Consider the following 18739-nt stretch of genomic DNA (forward strand, 5'->3'; position numbering starts at 1 on the left):
TTGAATAGGATAGCAAGATAACGAAACTTGAAAAAGCCACAACACTTCTACTCGGGTAGATGGTTATGGCGGGAATTCATATTTTTACTCAACTACTATATGTAACTTGTACTAGATTGTATTTATCATTTTACTACTTTAATATGAATGTATATATGATAGATGAGGAGCTTTACGAATGGACTTTATAGCAATTGACTTTGAAACGGCGAATTCCAGTCGATCCAGCGCCTGTGCTTTGGGACTTGTGGAAGTTAAAGATGGCGTAATCACGGCAGAACATTCTTGGCTGATCGATCCGCAACAGCGGTTTGACGGCATGAACATTTCGATACATGGCATCACCCCCTCCATGGTAATCGGTCAGCCTACTTTCCACGAATTGTGGCCCACCGTTGAACCTTTGCTGCACGGACGAATCGTTGTAGCGCACAATGCCGCTTTTGATATGAGTGTACTGCGGTATTGCCTCGATGGGATGTCCATAAGCTATCCGAGCTTTCAATACTTATGTACTTATTTACTAGGCAAAAAAATGCTGCCCGAGCTTCCCTCTCATAAACTTAATGTAGTCTCCGAGCATTTCGGCATTGAGCTGAAGCACCATGACGCTCTCGATGACGCGCGCGCAGCTGCCTTGGTTCTATTAATGCTTATGGAGCGAGAATCACACCTTGACCCGCTTTTGCTCTCCAGCAGCCAAGGATATACTAGCGGAACAATGTTTGCTGGTGGATACACTCCTTTTTCTGCTCGAAAGAGTAAACCTGCTAAGAAACCTGTGAACAATCAAAGAACGAAAAACTTCTATTTGTAAGAAACTATTAAGTTATTTAGCAAAAAACACCCAACAGGCTCATTACAGCTGGTTGGGTGTTTTGCATAGATGGAGGAATATAGCATACAAGTCGATTCATTCACTACGAAGAAATCTAACCTTGCTGGTCATTATAGGGAATTTATTCCTATAATTCATAAGGTTCGGGTGTAAATGAAGCATTTCATAAAAATTATAAGGAGAAATTCCGTATAATGACTTCAAATAGACCCTTATCGTGCTAATTATAGGGAAGAATTCCGTATATTTTTTATCATCGATCAGTGAACATCCTATCGGTTCATCCAGATCACCAACCAAGATCAACACAACACGCTAGATCTTCATCCGATAGACTGCTTTATTCTCCAGTCCTCTAATGAATGGCGTCCATTCTTCGGTTTCTGGTGTGGTATCCAGAGCATCCTCCACCATTTGCAGCTTCGCATCCATCGCATCAATATGATGCAGCGCTACGGCCTCAGCCGTTTGCGGCTGAACAGGACTGCCCCATTCGCCCAGGTTATGGTGTGATAATACGAGATGCTGTAACGCCAGAACCTTCTCCGAATTCAAATCAATGTCTAAGCGGATGGCCGCTTCTGTAATCCAGTTAGATGCCATCGAGATATGACCAATCAACTTCCCCTGAACGCTATATTCTGAGACAATACCGAGCTGAGAGATCATCTCCTCCGGCTTCGCGATATCATGCAGAATAATTCCAGCCTTCATTAAATCTGGATTCAGGAACGGACGCTGCTTGCACAAAAAATCCCCGATCTCCAGCATGCGAACCATATGATAAGCAAGTCCGGCAAAATAAGCGTGGTGATGCGTTTTGGCAGCCGGATAATGCATCAATTTCTCTTCCACTTTGCTTACACAAAAGGAGACAATCGAGGCAATCTCCGGATCTGTGATGCTTGCCATAACCCCTTTAATCGTATGAATAAGGTCTACAGGACGAATAGGAGCGGAGCGAATAAAATCCGTTAGCGCAACGCCATCCTCATCGTTCACCAATCTGATTTTGGTTACTTTGATTTGCAATTTCTCACGATAAGTGTGCGCAATCCCGCGAACCTTCACCAGTGCCATAGGAAAAAAGGTTTCTTTATCGGTTGTACTGGCATCCCAATATTTCGCAGACAATTGTCCACTGGAATCCCCCAAGACTAGGTCGAAATAATCCTTTGGAGGAGTACCGTTCGTTTGTTTGATCGCTAGCTCTCTTAAGAGATAAAAGCCAACAAATTCATCCTGTGGAGCGAGCTGTTTAATTTGTGTCATGTTGAAGCCTCCTATTAATAACAGGCTTTGTACCTGCTCTCTATATTAAACTTTAGACACTCACGTCCAAAATCCCTTTAAATCACTATACGATCTATTTTCATTTTTATGTACAGGTAGATAAAGGAGGTTACTCCACAGGCCATAATATGGCTCTAGAATAACCCCCTTTATAGATTAACTATTGATTGAAAATTGCTTATTTACCAGCGGATTCAAGCGCTGATTTAATAGCTTCTACCACTTTAGCAGATACTTCTTTCTCAGCATCATTATTTCCGAAGGCTGCTGCGCGATATCCATACTTGTGTAAGCTATAGCCCGTTGAAGTCGACTCAATCTCGCTCTTCACAGCCAGCTCAGCGTCAGTCAACTGGTTGACCGTTCTTGTACTTCCGTTTTTATCTAAATAGTAAACGAGCATTTTAACAGGAACACCATGTTCTACATACGTCATAACATTTACAAGCTTATCAGCACTTACACCAATGAAGATTCCATCGAAGTAAGCCGCTTTGTTAGCTTCAACAATTTCAGCTTTCCCGTATGCTCTATCCACCGCAGTCTTGAGAGCTACACTACTACTAGTTGCACCGGAAACAGCATCTACATCTTGCACAGCTTCTCTAGTACCTGCTGCAAGGAAGCTAGAAGTCAATTGCGGAATTGCTTTTACCACCTCTGGGTAAGCAGCTTTGCCTCTATCCACAAGATTCATTCCTACACGATACAAAGCAACATTTACGATCTTACCGTTACGCAGTGTAACGTCTGCTCTGTTTGTTCCTTTATCATAGGCATCACCAAATGCAGTGAAGGTTCCGTCTTTATAGGTTCCTTGAACTTTGGATGCGTTAGTCAAAGCATCAGTCAGAGCAGCTTTGGCAGCTGCGGATAGCTCTTCTTGACCTGTGATATCGGACATTTGCACACCTTTTTCAAGTAATCCTGAAGTAAGTGTACCCACCAGCGATTTTTGTTCTGCACTTAGTTTGTCATCAGCGATCAGCTTGCCATCAGCTCCGAACAAGCTTAATTTAATGTTTGTAACTGCATCTGAAGCAACATCAATAAGCAGTAATACTTTAGATTGGTTATCTACACCTGCGAATTTTCCGTCAAAATATTTAACTTCATCTGGAACTTTCAGTGCTTTTTCGAAAGCTCTTTCTACGGCTTGGTTCCAACCGTGACTGCTTTCTGTAGCGCCAGAAATTCCATCTACTTTCTCATCATAGTTAGCGAAGTAAGATCCATTAGCAAGCAACTTAGCTGTCATCGGAGCATTAGCTTTTACAACTTCTGCATAAGCCGTTGCACCTCTGTCAATGAGGTTGTTCCCAAGTCTGAACAGCTTCACATCCACTAGCTTACCGTTGCGGATCACGATGTCAGCTCTTTCAACACCAACACTTCTTGCAGTCCCATAAGAGGAATAGAATCCGTCTACATAAGCAGAAGTATTATTAATCTTTGCATTCTGCTCAGCATCCCAAAAAGCATTAATCGCAGCCTTAAAGTCGGCTTCGAGTCCTGCAACAGGCTCTGCAGCTGTTCCTTTAGCCAGCAATGCTGGTGTTATAGCTGCAACTGCTGCGGATTGCTCAGCTGTGTAGGCCTTCTCATCCACGAAATCACCAGCACTGTTCAGCGGGTACACTTTAACAGCTGTGAGCTTATTGGATTCGTAGGTTGCAAATACTGCATATTTACCTGTAGGATCTATGCCCATATGAACACCATCAAAGTAAACTGCATCTGTATCTTTCACTGTTAGAGCTCTTTCAAACGCTCTGTCTACAGACAATTTCCATCCATTACTAGAGCGTGTTGCTCCGGAAACAGCATCTACTGCAGCTGCTCCATCTCTTGTCTTGCCAATCAATTTATTCGTCATCAATCCATAAGCTTGCCATAAAGCGCTATAATTGTTACGAGCATCTCTGTCGATCAGCTTAGAGCTGGTTCTCAGGAGATCGATGCTAGTAATTTTCCCATCTTTAATTTCGATCTTAGCGCCTTCGGTACCTTTGGAGTAAGCATCGCCATACGCTACGTACACTCCATCTTGATATACATTTTCCTTAACTGTAACCGGCAACGCTGTAGGCACAGGCTTAACAGTCGCTGCTGGAACTACTGTAGCCGCTGGAGCAGCGGTTGCTTTTGGCGTTGTAGCAGGTTTTGTCGTTGCTGCTGGTGCCGCTGTTGCCTTTGGTGTTGCTATTGGTTTTACCGTTGCTTTCGGTGTTTCTACTGGTTTTGCTGTTGGCTTTGGTGTTGCTACTGGTTTTGCTGTTGCTTTTGGTGTTGCTACTGGTTTTGCTGTTGCTGCTGGTTTTGCTGTTGGTTTAGCTGCTGGTGCATCCGCTTCTTCAGAAGCTGCGGATACTGCATCCACCTTCAAGTTCAAAGCAGGCACATTAAGTGTGTAAGCAAATGGCGCTAACAATATTGCCGCGCTAACCGTTAAAGAAATTAGTTTTTTCAATAAAATTCTCCTTTACCAAGTCCCCAGTGATATATAGCTTTTCTTAACCAAACTTACCTTTGACGGCGCCCCTTCTCTTCTTATGAAGCATTACATCTCTCTTCATAAGAACCCATCCCCCCTCTCATGCCTATGCGCGAACCATCACTTTCCAAAAAAATAATGCCTTAAATCTATTCATTCCTTTTTACAATAAACCGCATCAAAGGTGAAATAATTCACATATAATATCAGAAAAAAATGAAGGCGCTTTTTTTAATCAATTTCTGGTTTGATACTACCAAACTTTTCCGCAATTCCTCTGTATCTAAAATCACATACCCTATAAGAAACATCACTATTTGCTCATAAATGTGATTTTTCATTATTTTTCCCAAACAAATACACCCACTTCCTATTCCAAAAGTAGATAACGTGATCTCGATTATTGTGTATCCAAGAATAGATATGTTATTTTAGAACGATCTCTAACATGGGAAAGGAGTTCAAAGTTTTGAACAAACAGCCACCTATTGGAGTTATTCTCGCCCAAATTGGCACACCTACTGCACCTACTGCAAAGGCGGTACGTCCTTATCTGAAACGTTTTTTATCCGACCGCCGAATCATAGATTATTCACCAATGCTCTGGCAGCCTTTGCTGCGAGGCGTTATTCTGCGTACACGTCCTCGGCGGTCGGCTGAGCTGTACAGACAAATCTGGACAACAGAAGGATCACCTTTACTCTTCCACTCATTAGCTCAGCGATCTGGTTTGCAAGCGCTTCTAGGTTCTCGGTATCAAGTAGAGCTTGGCTTAGCATATAGCGAACCAACTATGGAACAAGCGATGAGCGCATTGGAAGCTAACGGAGTCACACGCATCATCATTGTGCCGCTATTCCCGCAATATTCGTCCACTACGACGGCATCTGTCTTCGATCAAGCGAGTTTTGCTGCACTAGGACGCCAAAGCTCCACTGGACCGGTAACAAAGCGCCTTATTCCTGCTCTCAGATTTATGGATGCTTATTATAATGAACCCGGTTATATTTCAGCCATGAAGTCGCATTTACTGCAGCAAATAGAACTTATGAGCTCTAATCCTGATTTTTTCGTACTGACCTTTCACGGGATCCCCAAACGATATGCAGATACAGGCGATCCCTATCCGGAGCAATGTATGGAAACTGCGCGTCTTCTCGCTTCAGCTATGAATTGGGAGCCTGAACGCTGGCAGCTTACTTTTCAATCACGCTTCGGACGCGAAGAATGGGTAGGTCCCTCTACAGCAGATGTTTTGGGAAAGCTAGCGGGACGTGGAATTCATAAACCTTTGATTTTCTCACCGGGACTTGTAACGGATTGTCTGGAAACGCTGCACGAGCTAGCCATAGAAGGGCGCGAGCAATTTGAGGCTGGAGGAGGACATGCTGAAGACTTCACTGCAATCCCCTGCTTAAATAATCATGAGGACTGGCTTCATTTTTTAGCTCAGCATGTTGAACGAAATGCCATGGGCTGGTAATACAAAAAAAACCGTCTTGTCCGCAGATATTCTCTGAAGAGATAAGACGGTTTGTTATGTCCGTTCATAAGATCTAAGGGTCACTAAGATGCTTATGCTGTAAGCTGCTTATATTTAGTAGTGAGTTCATGGAACCATTGCTTGTCCTGTAAGGTCAACGCAAAATCGATCAGCTCGGCAATCTCACTCGGCTGCAAATCAGCTGAATCATTAAAAGATACTTCAGCGGTTGCAGTGGCTTCTCCATTCCCATCCTCTGCATAATCATAAGAGAAGCATATCTTGATATCACTTTCCAGAAATTCGTTACGCAGGAAATATAACACCTCACACATTAGCACAGGTCTAACATGATCATCAAAGACACATTCCATAACCTTCGCCCAGTACTGCTGATTGCTGAGGTGTAGCTTATCATTGGTTAAGAGATATTTCTCACCCTGAAAATCAGTGACAAATCTCAGCTCAAGCGGCTTCATTTTAAAAATAGTAGCAATTTGCTTCATGCTAATATTCAGAATGTCTTGCGTTTCTAGTCTGATCATCTCTCATGCACCTCGTCCCTCTTAGTTGGGTTACCTGAAACCTGATGATATCTATAATTTCATTAAATGCCAATAATGTAAAATTAACTCTATCCAATCACTTTAATTTTTATCTAATTTAACATTATTATCGTCAACTGACTACGCTTTGTTAATATTTTTTCATTAATTCCACAGAAAAATGTTTCAATCTTTGTCCATCTGTTTAATATTTATATTTAAAAACTTAGTCTTTCTTATTTTCACAACAAAAAACTGTTCTGAATGGTCATCATCGACCTCAAAACAGTCTTTTGCCTAGTTATTATTCAGTTAACTTTACTTAAACAAACAATGGCACTAACTGTATTCCTTCAGGCGAGATCCGAACAAGTCCTTTATCCGTGATGCGTAGCGTCGGGATAACCGCCAATGCAAGCAGCGATAAAGTCATAAATGCGTAGTTCAAAGTACAGCCAGCATCATATAGCGCTTTGCTGATCGCAGCTGATTTTGCAGCAGCAATTTCGAAGGGTTCCGTGGACATTAGACCTGCAATAGCCAACGGGAATAATGTTTCTCCATTGGATGTGATCATGCAAACACCACCCTGGGCATCCGCCACCGCATTTGCAGCTTTAGCCATTAACTCATCATCATTACCGATAACGAGTACATTATGACTATCGTGAGCAACCGTCATTGCAATGGCAGCCGGCTCATTAAATCCAATGCCTTCGACAACGGCCACTGATTTATTGCCTGTACCTTTATGACGTTCGAGCACTGCGATTTTGCACAAACCTTCTATAGCATTTACATCCAGTTGCCCCTCCACTACAGGTATCGAAACCATACGCTCAATAGTCTCCACATGATTTTCTCTTACTTTAATAACTCTTGTAGTAAGTTCACCTGTTTGAATTGGAGCAGCAATGATGAAATCTTCTGAAGTAGGACGCTGTGGCAAATGAACCGAAGCCAACACTTCCTCCGGATAGGCGAATTTAGCAAGCTCTGCCGTCATTACCCCGTTCTCCGCAACTACTACACCTGCGGCAATTGTCAGCACTACATTAATATCCGCCAAATTCCCGTCTAAAAGGATGATATCTGCAAAAGAACCCGGAGTAATAGATCCGATATCCCGCGCTAAACCAAAGCGTTCAGCAGTATTAATGGTGGCCATTTGGATAGCTGTTATAGGCTTAACACCTTGAGCAATAGCATCACGCAGGACGAAATTCATATGCCCTTCATCTCGTAAGGATTCCGAACTACGGTCATCCGTTACCAGCATCATTCGGCGTGTATCAATGCCGTATTCTGTATGGGCCGTAATTGTTTTAGCCACATCATGCCAAGCGGAACCCCGGCGCATTTTGGCATACATCCCCAGTCTAACGCGCTCAATCACATCGTCTGCCGTCACACACTCATGATCGCCAGTCACACCTGCCGCAGCATACACGGGCAATCTCCAGTCGCTGGAAGGCCATGTGAAATGACCATCTACAAATCTGCCTGCCCGCAGCGTAGCTTGAATTTCGCCAAGCATTTTCTCATCGCCATAAACAACGCCAGGAAAATTCATCACTTCACCCAGCGCAATCACATCGGGTCCCCAAGTAAAGGCTTCTGCCACTTCTTCTGGTCCAATAGAAGCTCCCGTTGTCTCGAATTCCGCACCTGCCGCAGGCACACAAGAAGCCACCTGCATGTAAGCCGCTAACGGTGTTCCCCGCATCTCATCGAGCATCAATTGAATCCCCTTCAGCCCGAATACATTAGCAATCTCATGAGCATCAAAGAAACCACCTGTTGTACCCAGCGGCAGAACCGCACGGGAGAATTCAGTAACGGTCAGCTGTGTGCTCTCAATATGACAATGGCCATCGAGTAGTCCCGGAGCTATATACTTACCGTTCGCCTCAATGACCTGCGTTCCTTCACCAATCATATGTGTCACATCTTTACCAACATAAGCGATACGTCCACCTTGTATACCAACAGACATTCCTTCTAAAATTTCACCAGAGCATACATTAACCAGCTTTCCACCTGTAATTACTAGTGTTGCCGGTTTATCTCCTCTTGCCGTAGCCACAAGCTCAGGTACACAATCTGCTAAAGGCTTTCTTGTAAAAGTTGTCATTTTCATCTCTCCCCCGTTAGTATCCAAGTGCGTTCTTGATGTAGTGAATAGATTCATAATAATAGAGGATTGCTTAACCATCGGCTGTGTTGATATCATAGTTGGCAAATCTGATATTGTACGAAAAAACGGCTCCGTCATCCCTGTAGATGATAGCCGTTTTCTTAATCCAAAGATTGTCCAACACTCCGGACATGCCCCTGGTATGAACTCACCCGCCAGCATCTATTCCAACGATTATCTTACGTTTTCCTCATATACGTCAAGTGCCGCTTGAACACCAAGTCCGTAAAAAACTTCAAATCCGTGTCGCAGCAACGCTGCTTCCAAAGCTCCAAGCAAACGCAGCACATTATTCGTACGGCAGCTAAAGCCCATCGTGCCAATGCGCCAAATCTTTCCTTTCAGAGGTCCAAAGGAGCTGGCAATTTCAATGCCGAACCGCTCCAGCAGCAGCGTGCGTACAGATTCCCCGTCTATGCCCTCAGGAATCAGCACACAGGTAACAACGGTAAGTTTGCAGGAGGGCTCCCCGTAAAGTTCAAGCCCCATCGCTGTTAATCCAGCTATAAGTGCCTTTTCATGGAGCTGATGTCTGGCGAATCTGGCATCCATTCCTTCTTCAAGCGCAAGTCGCAAGCCCTCCCGAAGTGCATAGAGCATAGAGGTCATCTCTGTATGATGATTGAGACGTTGCGGGCTCCAATAATCCTGAAGCATGCCAAGATCGAAATAGTTGCTGCGGACAAAAGACAACTCACCAGGCTGAACATCGCTGATTCTAATCCCACGTTCTACTCGTTTACGGGACATAAGCTTAGCCTCAGCGCGGTCATTATATGTTATTGGTGCCATACCGGAGGGGACGGACAGGCATTTCTGTGTACCTCCTACGACCGCATCCAGCATCCAAGCATCCGTTTCGACAGGAATGCCCCCAAGAGTTGCAACTGCGTCAACTATGAAAAGAGCATCCATTCGGCGGCAGGCTCTGCCAATTTCCGCGAGTGGCTGCACCCGTCCTGTAGAGGTCTCACCGTGCACCATCGCTACCACATTTGGCTTAAAAGTCTCCATAGCCGCTATCACTTCCTCCGGTTCAAACACACTTCCCCATGGCTTTTCCAGAACGAATACCTCAGCGCCACAACGTTCGGCAATCTCATGAAGCAGGTGTCCGAAGCGGCCAAAGATCGGAATCAGCACACGTTCCTCCGGCAGGATTAAGCTGACCATCACCGCCTCAATACCAGCGCGAGAGGTCCCATCTATAGGGTAAGCCCATGCATTTCGGGTAGCGAACAGCTCCCGCAGCATCTCCATCGTTTCATTCATCATCTGGGTGAACTCTGGATCAAACTGACCCAGCACCGGAAAAGACATCGCCCGCAGGACACGCGGATCAACCTCCACCGGACCCGGAGTCATAATGCAGCGCAGGGATGGCGACAAATCTTCGTAACGCTTCATGATGATCCTCCCTTCAAGTAGAAACGGCTAAGCCGTCCTTTTAGGGACGGGCTCCGTTTCAGCGAGAAATATAAGGATAAAGTATAGAGTAAAACATATACTTCCTTATATTTTAAAGTTCGACGAACTCTTTTTAATAAGCTAACTCATATAACATCGCAGTCAGAACCTCAAGCCCAGCCGCAAGCTGCTCGGGGGATGTATACTCTTCCGGTGAATGGCTGATACCCGCACGACTGGGTACAAAAATCATCGCAGTAGGGCAACGCGGCGCAAACAGCTGGGCGTCATGTCCCGCTCCACTTACCATCATGCGGTACGTCTTCCCCTGTTGGCGGCAGATATTTTCCAGCATTGCAGATAGCTTCGTATCCATAGGCGCAGGGACTGTGTGGAGCACGGATGTAACCTCAAGAGTCACCCCACGTTTAACGGCAATTTCATTACATTCCGCAAGAAGCTTCTCACAGAAACGTTCCAGTTCGTCCTCTTCACTATGGCGGATATCTAATGTAAAAAGAACCTCACCCGGGATCACATTTGGCGTATTCGGATACACCTCAAACTTACCCGAGGTTGCTACAAGAGGTTCACCAGCCGTTTTAGCAGCACTTTCAAGCACGTACAGCATTTCAACCGCACTAGCCAGTGCATCCTGCCGCATAAACATCGGTGTCGCGCCCGCATGATTAGCAATACCACTGACCTTGACCATATAGCGTCTCTGTCCAACAATCCCCTGAACTACGCCTATCTGCGTATCTGTTTTCTCCAGAATAATTCCCTGCTCAATGTGCAGCTCTACAAAAGCGCCAATATCATTTCTGGCTCCATTCTCATCTGTTACACCTTGCAAAAAGCTGGATTCCGTCATTGCTACCTGTAATGTCACTCCCTCTGCATCTATACAGGTCTCGGCCTCGCTTCCGTCATACCTTTCCGTGACATGGCCCGAACCCCAATAAGCAAGCGGAAATCGGCTCCCCTCTTCTTCACAAAAAGATACGACCTCAAGCGTCCGCTGCGGCTGGCCAAAGTTCCTCTGCAAATCTTGAAGCGCAATCATAGCCGCAGCGATCCCATACGCACCATCATATTTTCCGCCATTGACTACAGTATCAATATGCGATCCGGTTAAAATAACCTTTTGCTGCGGATCGCGTCCACTCAATCGTCCATATACATTGCCAACCTTGTCTATGGAAACTTCTAAGCCGAGCCCAGCCATTTTTTCCTGCAAAAAAATCTGCGCCCGGCTCCATTCCTCCGTATATAGCAGTCTAGTAACTCCTAGCCCAGGTGTGCTGAATGCACCCAGCTCCTCCAGCAGCTCGAGCAGTTTCTGAGTCGACGCTTGAACTCTGGAATCATTCATAGGCTGTACTGCTCCTTCCTAATCCGCAGCCACTGTCCACCATCATCGGCAATTACTCCTTCTTCAGAGGTATAGACCACCCGCCCACGACATATCGTAGCAGCTACCTTGCAGGAAAGAGTTCTTCCGAGGTATGGACTGTGCTTGTGGCGATATAATAAATCCTCCGCAGTCAGCGTATAGGTTGTGCTTGGATTCAGCAGAACTAGATCGGCATCTAGACCTAGAGCTATAGCGCCTTTGCGATGCTCTATTCCAAAACGTTTTGCGGGTTGCCCTGCAAGCAGACTGGAAATTAATGTAACAGGCAACCCCCGCACATTCACGCCTTCATGGAACATAAGCTCCAGACTGCTCTGCGCACCCGAGATCCCACCCCAAGCTGCAAAAAAAGACAAGTCCGGCTTTACCTTCAATTCCGTTGGACAGGGGGAATGATCCGAAGCGATCAGATCGATTTTGCCGTGGGCTAGCATCTCCCATAACTTCTCCTGCTCCACCGCACTTCGCAGCGGAGGCGCACACTTCGCCACAGGTCCTAAAGCCTCCATATCATTTTCAGTGAGGACCAGATAATGTGGACAGGTTTCAGACGAAACGTCCAGACCTCGAAGCTTAGCTTCATAGATTTTCTCAATGGCAGCAGCCGTGCTAATATGAACAAAATGCAACCGGCAGCCCGTACGTTCACTGTACAGCAGCGCCCTGGACACTGCCTCCAGCTCTGCTTCAGCTGGGCGGCAAGCCGCAAAATCACTTGCGCTGGTTCTGCCATTTCGCACTGCATCAGCGGTCAACACCGCCGTGATAGCCTCACTTTCTGCATGAAGCGCCAGAATCCCGCCCAGAGAAGCGATTCGCTGCATCCCTTGATAGAGTGTATCCTCATCCACTTCACGGAATCTGCCTTCGCCCTCCCCTCCAGGATTGGAGAGAAAGGCTTTAAACCCAGTGACGCCAGCGGCTGCCAAAACTTCTAAATCATCCAGATTGCCGGGAACGAGCCCACCCCACAGCACATAATCAACGGCAGAGTTTCCAGCCGCAGCATCTACCTTTTGACGAAGCGCAGCCTCGTTCACAGTAGGTGGATTGCCGTTAAGCGGCATATCTGCATAGGTTGTGCAGCCGCCAGCTGCCAGCGCCGCAGAACCGCTGCGAAAGCCTTCCCAATGTCCAAACTTTGGTTCATTAAAGTGGACATGCATATCAATCATACCGGGGAGCACATAGAACCCATCTGCGTCGATGACTTTGGTTAGCGGTGCAAGCGAAAGTTCCTCTCCAAGTGCGACAATCTTACCCTCTGATACTGCAATATCCAGCTTGAGTACCTGATGGGGCAGCACTACATTCCCGTTCTTAATTACAAGTTCATAGGATTCCTTCATGAGCTGCCACCTCCTAAGGTCATCAACTTTCTCCTAACTTCCCCGATACGTACTATATCCACCAGGAGCTACTAGCAAAGGTACATGGTAGTGTTGCATGGAGCTCTCTATATGAAAGCGAATAGGTATCTGTTCTAGAAAAAAAGACATCTCACGTTGAGTATCTGCTGACGCTTTGGCATCAGCTCTACGATAGTAATCGCCGACCATAAACAGCAGCTCGTAACATCCAGCCTCCATCTCGTTTCCCTCGAGCAGAGGGGCATCCAGCCTCCCGTCACTGTTCGTGACCTCTTCACACAGGAGCTTGCTCACCCCATCCGTAAGCTTCCAGAGCTGAAGCGTCAGACCTGTAGCAGGAATCCCCCGCGACAGATCCAGCACATGGGTGGTAAGACGCCCGCTCATTACGCTGTCTCTCCGGCCAGATCTGCACGGCTGACAGAAAAGCCCTGAAAACCATAGGGTGGACGAGGTTCGGTGAAGACTCCACCTTTAGTTTCTTCAGGCTCAACAATGGTTTCCCAAGTCCGGTTATTGGACTCAAATGAAACGGTAGCCAGCTGTGGAAAACGGGACAATACGCGCAGCCCAATTTGATAAATCAACGATTGGATTGATGGACTGTTCAGCTCATGAAAAGCGCTATGGGCGATATCGCGAACCTGCTCCGCAGCCACATATTGGCCTTGATCTCCATCCAAAGCATGCTCCACATCATTGTAGGTCCAGTTAATATTCAGAAAAATATAAAGCGGACGGTCAAAGCTTTCTGGCAATGTCGTATATTCATCCCGGACAAATCCATAAAACGAGCTTCCGCTCACTTTAATCAGCTGCAAATCCTTCAACCGGCATTCATGCGCGACAATCTCAGTCCCATTTTCCCCACGTTTTACTGTCAGCGAAGCCGAATAGGATTCATTATTGGAGTGACGCAGCACTAAATGACTCTGCCTAAGCCCCTCGTCCCCAGGCACCATTACCTGTTCAAAAGGCAATCGGTCTGCGGAAACTGAAACTGCGGTGACATGATCGTATTTATCGAGAAAACGGCTGCTTAGAAGCTGCAGTAGCCCCTCCGTTGTGCTTCCAGTGTAGTCCGCGGTATTGCGCAGGATAAAATTTTTCATAGAATCGGTAGCAACGACCATGGAATTATCCCCCTCTGAAAAAGAAGGAAGAAACGCTTCACCCGTGACCGCGAATGTAATATTATGTGCGAATATAATGTTGTCGCAGCCCGTGAAGGAAGATTCGGGAACGGGGGTAACGGCCAGCGGTTTAGCATAGGTACGATAAGTTAGCACATCACTTTTTCCATAAAACATTGTACGTCCGTTAATTGGTTCCAGCATGGCTGACACCCTCCCCGTTTATGATGAATGAATAATTAAATAATTAAATCACTTAGGCGAAATCTCGTAATTGTACCGACTTCAGAAAAGGCTTGAACCCATTCCTCCTGAGGGGAACGCTCAACTCGCACTCCAATGGCGCTGATAATGTCATCTTTGTTTTTGCCACGAACAGCTAGAATAAAAGGGAAATGAAATTTGTCCGTATACTTTCGATTCAGATCATTTAATAGATTGAACTCTTCCGTTGTTAACCGATCCAGTCCAGCTCCCTGCTGCTCAGAGGCAGATAAAGCCGTAACTTGAAGCCTAGTCGCCAAATCCGGGTGAGCTTTTAATAGTCCCTCCATTCGGCTCCGGTCAGCACTCAGTACGGTCTGCATCATTGTGCTATGCAAATGCTCTAAAGAATGGAACGGAATCTGCTTATAAGCCTCCTCTGCTACCCACGGTGAATGTTCAAAAATGCCGCCTAGATGCTTCACAAAATCCGTTATACTCATGGCATTTATCTCTTCCAACGCAAACCTGCCTTCAGAAACGACCATCCACTCAACCTCCAATAGCTTTGTTAACAGCTCGTAAAATGCCACCGTACCCCGTACAGCGACAAATGTTACCCGATAAAGCTTCTTCCACTTCAGCCTGAGTAGGATGCGGGTTCTCTTCCAGCAGAGCAACCACCGAGATAACCATCCCTGGTGTACAATAACCGCATTGGAACCCCCCCTCTTCTAAAAAAGCCCGCTGAACGGGATGCAGGCCTACTTCACTAAGACCCTCAATCGTTGTAATTTCCGCACCTGAGCATTGATAGGCCATGACCAGACATGAATTCACTGGACGTCCATCCACCAGCACCATACATGCCCCGCAGCGGCCAATCTCACAAGAACGTTTTGTGCCGGTCAGCTCCAAATCTTCACGTATGACCTTTAAAAGCCGGCGGGAGGGTGGAATCTCCGTGGATATCGCTTTGCCATTAAGATTGCAATTAAAGGTGAACCTCTCTTCTGCAAAGGCTTCCTCAGACGATAAGGGGGCAAGGTTATCTTCATCTAGATTCGCATCTGAATTATGGCTCGACATGGATGTTCACCACCTTTTGTGGAATAAACGGTGTAGACTGCAGCCATTCGGGATCAATGGGCAGTTTGGTTATCCGCTTCCCTACAGCCTGAAATATGGCCGACACGACTGCCGGAGCTAAATTGACGGAACCCACCTCTCCAATGCCGCGAGGACCGTACGTGTCATGATCCGGCAAATCCTCTATCGGCTGCACCTGAATGCTGCCATTCATGTCGGCAATGGTCGGCACCAAATAGGTGTCTAAATTTTTGGTGACATAGCTGCCGCCCGACATCACAGCATCCTCTGACAAGGTGAAGCCTACCGCCATACTGCTGCCACCTTCGATCTGCCCGAGATAACCTTGCGGATTAGCCACCGGCCCCGCCGCTACCGCATGATATTGATCCAGTACACGAACACGTCCTGTAAGCAGATTAACTTCCACACGGACTGCGATTGCAGAATAGGTGTATAGGAAATGTGCCCCCACTCTTTTAAAGGGTGTGGTTGGATAAGTAAATTTTGTATTACAGACAATGGGTTCTGAAATACGCTGTGCCAAGTCCTTGTAAGTCAGAAGCAGACCGCCGTCTTTTAGCCAAATGCCGCCAGGGCCGAGCTTCATTTCAGCGCTATCCAGCTTTGGCATTATCGTCGCAGCTGCCTGGAGCATACGAGCGGTGAAGTCTGGACGCAGCCGTTTCAAGGCCATCCACATCATGCTTGTTGATCGCGAAGCCGTACTAGATCCGCTATCGGGCACAACATCCGTATCGCCAATGACGATACTTAGATCCTCTGCTGCGAAGCCAAACTGTTCAATCAGCATTTGTTCCATGGTTGCGATTAACCCCTGACCAAACTCCTCGTAACCAAACACCGCCTCAATCTTGCCATCTAGCGTCAAAGAGAGCCGGCCACCTGCCGGATCGGGAATACCATAGCCAAGTCCTGCACCATGCATAGCTATAGCAGCACCCGTTCCAGTTACGATCCAAGGTTCCACAACACCTGAATCACTGTCTGTAGATGCGGCCTCAGTCATAAGAGGCGAACCCGCCAGCGCTTCCCACACCTGAAAGGCACCATCGGTCTGAGCAATTTCCTGACCCAGTGGCCCCAGATCTCCATATTTACGCAAATTGCGGCGGCGCATTTCCCACGGATCGATCTGCAATCGCTCAGCCAATCGATCGATTTGTCCCTCCAAAGCAAAAATCGCCTGATTGCCGCCAAAACCGCGAAATTCACCAGATACACCGTTATTGGTATATACAGCAAAACCCTTCACATCCACATGATCGATGATATAGGGGCCCATCACATGTTCTGTCGCAAAGTTGAGCACCTCCGCCCCCAGTGTTGCATAAGCTCCCGTATCCGAAATAATTCTGACCTGATGTGCCCTGATGATTCCTTCGGGGTCGCAGCCAGTCTTCATGGTGATTTTCATGGGATGGCGTTTTAGTCCTGCACGTACCGATTCAGCTCTCGAATTATGCAGTCTTACCGGACGGTGTGTCCGCAAGGCCAGCAGTGCTCCATACGGCTGTACATTCAGCTCGTCTTTTCCTCCAAAGGACCCGCCGATAGGACTCGAGATGACGCGAATATCTTCTTGAGGAATAGCCAGGATTCTGGATAGCTGCAGGCGATCCATCAACCCATGTTGTGTAGCTGAATATACGGTAAGCCGTCCGTTATCCTCTGGGATAAACAGTCCACCTTCAGTCTCCATATAGGTGTGCATTTGGCGTGGTGTATAGTAAGTCTCCTCTACCACATGACAGCAATCCGTAAATACCGTTTCCGGCTCCCCTTTCCGATATTCCGTATGATGAAGCACGTTTCCCTCGGCATGCAGCAGAATTGCGTCCTTTTTCATCGCCTCTTCCGGATTCTCGAGTAAGGGTAGAAGCTCATAATCCACTTCGATAAGAGATAAGGCGTATTCCGCAATTTCGTCCGTCTCTGCCGCGACTGCCGCAATCGCATCGCCAGTGTAACGCACACGGTCGCTGCAAAATACCGGTTGATGCGGCAAAGCTATGCCAAAGCCGTTAAGTCCGGGCACATCCTCATAAGTAATTACAGCGTGTACACCAGGGACTTCAACGGCCTTCTCAATGCGTATGGACAAAATACGAGCATGTGCCTGCTCACTGCGGAGCACGCGGCCGATCAACATTCCTTCTGCCCTCCTGTCAGTCAAATACTGCAGCTTACCGGATACCTTGCCCTCTCCATCGGGTCGTGTACGCCAGCGGCTACCGCTGGATTCCTTATTCAGCAGCATTTTCCCTCTCTCCTTTCGTCGGGTTATTCACCTCTTAACTCCGTATATTCATAGCCTTCCACAGCTCAGATACAACCAAATTCCCAGCAGTCTTTTTCTTGTAAAGTTCTGTTGCAAAGGGATCATTATACGTCTCAAAGCTGTTCTCAACCCCTTCATATAAAGAAGCCAACAGCTCCTCTGTATACCTCACACCTTCAAGCATAACTTCAGCTCTACTTAGTCGCTGCGGCCGCCCAGAGCCCCCACCTGTGGCGATACGCACCTCACGGAAACGGAGTTCCTCATCGATTGATGCTGAGATTGCTACCGTTACAAGTGAAGGGGTGAACGCTTCCCTGCGGCCAACCTTACGAAAAATTTCTAGCCTATCCGTTAACGGACTCTCTAAGCGAGTAGGTGAGATGCGAATCTCAGCCACAAGATCTGCCGCAGGTTTTATCCCGCTCCAGTGATTGTTTAGCCACTCTATCAAAGGTAGTGCCGTCATAAATTTGCCGTCAAAGGAGATTAACTCCGCGTCATAGACCAGTAACGCAGGTAGAATATCTCCGAAGCCAGAAGCGATATTGCCCCCCAGCGTGGCAAGATTACGCACCGACGGAGCCGCTATGCAACGTGCAGCCTCTTGCAGCGCAGGAGCCACGGCCTGCAAATGCTCATTACTGCGGCACTGGGAGAGTGGAACAAGAGCGCCCAGAGATAAGTGAAATTCCGTTAAGGTAATGTCGCCGAGATTTGTGATTTGCCGAAGATCAATCAGCTGTTTGGGCATATGATCCGTTCCATTTTCCCACCCTGTTCTCAGTAATGTTCCTCCTGCGACATATCGGGAACTGTCTCCAAACGCCGTTTTTCTCTCCCAAGCTTCGTGCAGGCTGCGGGGTTGAATTACTTCAGGTAGCCTTCCATCCTCTTCCCGTATAACTCCCATACACTCCGCCTCCCTTTTTGAGTACCAGATTGCCGCTTCCCTTCTCGTATAGCC

The 18739-nt window shown here is 46.9% G+C and carries 15 protein-coding genes; 2 read left to right on the top strand and 13 right to left on the bottom strand.

Annotation, left to right across the window (positions count from 1 at the left end):
* Nucleotides 1-178: 178 nt before the first annotated feature.
* On the top strand, nucleotides 179-817 hold the full coding sequence (locus ACQKMP_RS07675) for a 3'-5' exonuclease (RefSeq protein WP_076286301.1): 639 nt from the start codon (nucleotides 179-181) through the stop codon (nucleotides 815-817).
* Between the two features lie 336 nt (nucleotides 818-1153).
* On the opposite strand, the gene ACQKMP_RS07680 is transcribed toward ACQKMP_RS07675, so the two are convergent.
* Nucleotides 1154-2110 carry a 3'-5' exoribonuclease YhaM family protein gene (locus ACQKMP_RS07680; protein ID WP_042185798.1) on the bottom strand — a complete coding sequence of 319 codons (957 nt, stop codon included), beginning with the start codon at nucleotides 2108-2110 and terminating at the stop codon, nucleotides 1154-1156.
* A 199-nt stretch (nucleotides 2111-2309) separates the two neighbouring features.
* A complete protein-coding gene (locus tag ACQKMP_RS07685) occupies nucleotides 2310-4601 on the bottom strand; it encodes an FMN-binding protein (RefSeq protein ID WP_427469111.1) in 2292 nt (763 codons plus the stop codon).
* A 493-nt stretch (nucleotides 4602-5094) separates the two neighbouring features.
* On the opposite strand from ACQKMP_RS07685, the gene hemH reads away from it, so the two are divergent.
* Nucleotides 5095-6108 (top strand): ferrochelatase, encoded by a 1014-nt coding sequence (gene hemH / locus ACQKMP_RS07690; protein ID WP_427469112.1) that lies wholly within the window; start codon nucleotides 5095-5097, stop codon nucleotides 6106-6108.
* A gap of 92 nt (nucleotides 6109-6200) precedes the next feature.
* Here the strand turns inward: hemH and ACQKMP_RS07695 are convergent, their stop codons facing one another.
* From ACQKMP_RS07695 to ACQKMP_RS07745, 11 genes are all read right to left on the bottom strand, one after another.
* On the bottom strand, nucleotides 6201-6653 hold the full coding sequence (locus tag ACQKMP_RS07695) for an IDEAL domain-containing protein (RefSeq protein ID WP_042185792.1): 453 nt from the start codon (nucleotides 6651-6653) through the stop codon (nucleotides 6201-6203).
* Between the two features lie 322 nt (nucleotides 6654-6975).
* On the bottom strand, nucleotides 6976-8787 hold the full coding sequence (gene ade, locus ACQKMP_RS07700; RefSeq protein ID WP_427469113.1) for an adenine deaminase: 1812 nt from the start codon (nucleotides 8785-8787) through the stop codon (nucleotides 6976-6978).
* Nucleotides 8788-9024: 237 nt separating this feature from the next.
* Nucleotides 9025-10257 (bottom strand): pyridoxal-phosphate-dependent aminotransferase family protein, encoded by a 1233-nt coding sequence (locus ACQKMP_RS07705; RefSeq protein ID WP_427469114.1) that lies wholly within the window; start codon nucleotides 10255-10257, stop codon nucleotides 9025-9027.
* A 133-nt stretch (nucleotides 10258-10390) separates the two neighbouring features.
* The gene (locus tag ACQKMP_RS07710) at nucleotides 10391-11632 is read right to left on the bottom strand and encodes a M20 family metallo-hydrolase (RefSeq protein WP_427469115.1); all 1242 of its coding nucleotides are present in this window, start codon (nucleotides 11630-11632) and stop codon (nucleotides 10391-10393) included.
* Nucleotides 11629-13023: an allantoinase gene (locus ACQKMP_RS07715; RefSeq protein ID WP_427469116.1), complete on the bottom strand. Its 1395-nt coding sequence runs from the start codon at nucleotides 13021-13023 to the stop codon at nucleotides 11629-11631. Before ACQKMP_RS07715 ends, ACQKMP_RS07710 begins: the two co-directional genes overlap by 4 nt.
* A 33-nt stretch (nucleotides 13024-13056) precedes the next feature.
* A complete protein-coding gene (gene uraH, locus ACQKMP_RS07720) occupies nucleotides 13057-13431 on the bottom strand; it encodes a hydroxyisourate hydrolase (protein ID WP_427469117.1) in 375 nt (124 codons plus the stop codon).
* Nucleotides 13431-14381: a factor-independent urate hydroxylase gene (gene pucL / locus ACQKMP_RS07725; protein ID WP_427469118.1), complete on the bottom strand. Its 951-nt coding sequence runs from the start codon at nucleotides 14379-14381 to the stop codon at nucleotides 13431-13433. The genes uraH and pucL overlap by 1 nt, the downstream gene beginning before the upstream one ends.
* Nucleotides 14382-14416: 35 nt before the next feature.
* Nucleotides 14417-14929 carry a 2-oxo-4-hydroxy-4-carboxy-5-ureidoimidazoline decarboxylase gene (uraD, locus tag ACQKMP_RS07730; protein ID WP_076286310.1) on the bottom strand — a complete coding sequence of 171 codons (513 nt, stop codon included), beginning with the start codon at nucleotides 14927-14929 and terminating at the stop codon, nucleotides 14417-14419.
* 4 nt (nucleotides 14930-14933) lie between these two features.
* The gene (locus ACQKMP_RS07735; RefSeq protein ID WP_081383303.1) at nucleotides 14934-15470 is read right to left on the bottom strand and encodes a (2Fe-2S)-binding protein; all 537 of its coding nucleotides are present in this window, start codon (nucleotides 15468-15470) and stop codon (nucleotides 14934-14936) included.
* Complete coding sequence (gene pucD / locus ACQKMP_RS07740; RefSeq protein ID WP_427469119.1) at nucleotides 15457-17751, bottom strand: xanthine dehydrogenase subunit D; 2295 nt, start codon at nucleotides 17749-17751, stop codon at nucleotides 15457-15459. The genes ACQKMP_RS07735 and pucD overlap by 14 nt, the downstream gene beginning before the upstream one ends.
* Nucleotides 17752-17785: 34 nt before the next feature.
* Complete coding sequence (locus tag ACQKMP_RS07745) at nucleotides 17786-18685, bottom strand: FAD binding domain-containing protein (RefSeq protein ID WP_427469120.1); 900 nt, start codon at nucleotides 18683-18685, stop codon at nucleotides 17786-17788.
* Nucleotides 18686-18739 lie beyond the last annotated feature (54 nt).

Source organism: Paenibacillus sp. NPDC101420 (assembly GCF_050277435.1).
In the GTDB taxonomy this organism is placed as follows: domain Bacteria; phylum Bacillota; class Bacilli; order Paenibacillales; family Paenibacillaceae; genus Paenibacillus_AQ.

What these genes read in the sequence shown, in the direction of transcription:
- ACQKMP_RS07675 (WP_076286301.1), top strand. Translation starts at nt 179, where the DNA reads ATGGACTTTATAGCAATTGACTTTGAAACGGCGAATTCCAGTCGATCC.
- ACQKMP_RS07680 (WP_042185798.1), bottom strand. Translation starts at nt 2,110, where the DNA reads ATGACACAAATTAAACAGCTCGCTCCACAGGATGAATTTGTTGGCTTT.
- ACQKMP_RS07695 (WP_042185792.1), bottom strand. Translation starts at nt 6,653, where the DNA reads ATGATCAGACTAGAAACGCAAGACATTCTGAATATTAGCATGAAGCAA.
- ade (WP_427469113.1), bottom strand. Translation starts at nt 8,787, where the DNA reads ATGACAACTTTTACAAGAAAGCCTTTAGCAGATTGTGTACCTGAGCTT.
- ACQKMP_RS07705 (WP_427469114.1), bottom strand. Translation starts at nt 10,257, where the DNA reads ATGAAGCGTTACGAAGATTTGTCGCCATCCCTGCGCTGCATTATGACT.
- ACQKMP_RS07710 (WP_427469115.1), bottom strand. Translation starts at nt 11,632, where the DNA reads ATGAATGATTCCAGAGTTCAAGCGTCGACTCAGAAACTGCTCGAGCTG.
- ACQKMP_RS07715 (WP_427469116.1), bottom strand. Translation starts at nt 13,023, where the DNA reads ATGAAGGAATCCTATGAACTTGTAATTAAGAACGGGAATGTAGTGCTG.
- uraH (WP_427469117.1), bottom strand. Translation starts at nt 13,431, where the DNA reads ATGAGCGGGCGTCTTACCACCCATGTGCTGGATCTGTCGCGGGGGATT.
- pucL (WP_427469118.1), bottom strand. Translation starts at nt 14,381, where the DNA reads ATGCTGGAACCAATTAACGGACGTACAATGTTTTATGGAAAAAGTGAT.
- uraD (WP_076286310.1), bottom strand. Translation starts at nt 14,929, where the DNA reads ATGGTCGTTTCTGAAGGCAGGTTTGCGTTGGAAGAGATAAATGCCATG.
- ACQKMP_RS07735 (WP_081383303.1), bottom strand. Translation starts at nt 15,470, where the DNA reads ATGTCGAGCCATAATTCAGATGCGAATCTAGATGAAGATAACCTTGCC.
- pucD (WP_427469119.1), bottom strand. Translation starts at nt 17,751, where the DNA reads ATGCTGCTGAATAAGGAATCCAGCGGTAGCCGCTGGCGTACACGACCC.
- ACQKMP_RS07745 (WP_427469120.1), bottom strand. Translation starts at nt 18,685, where the DNA reads ATGGGAGTTATACGGGAAGAGGATGGAAGGCTACCTGAAGTAATTCAA.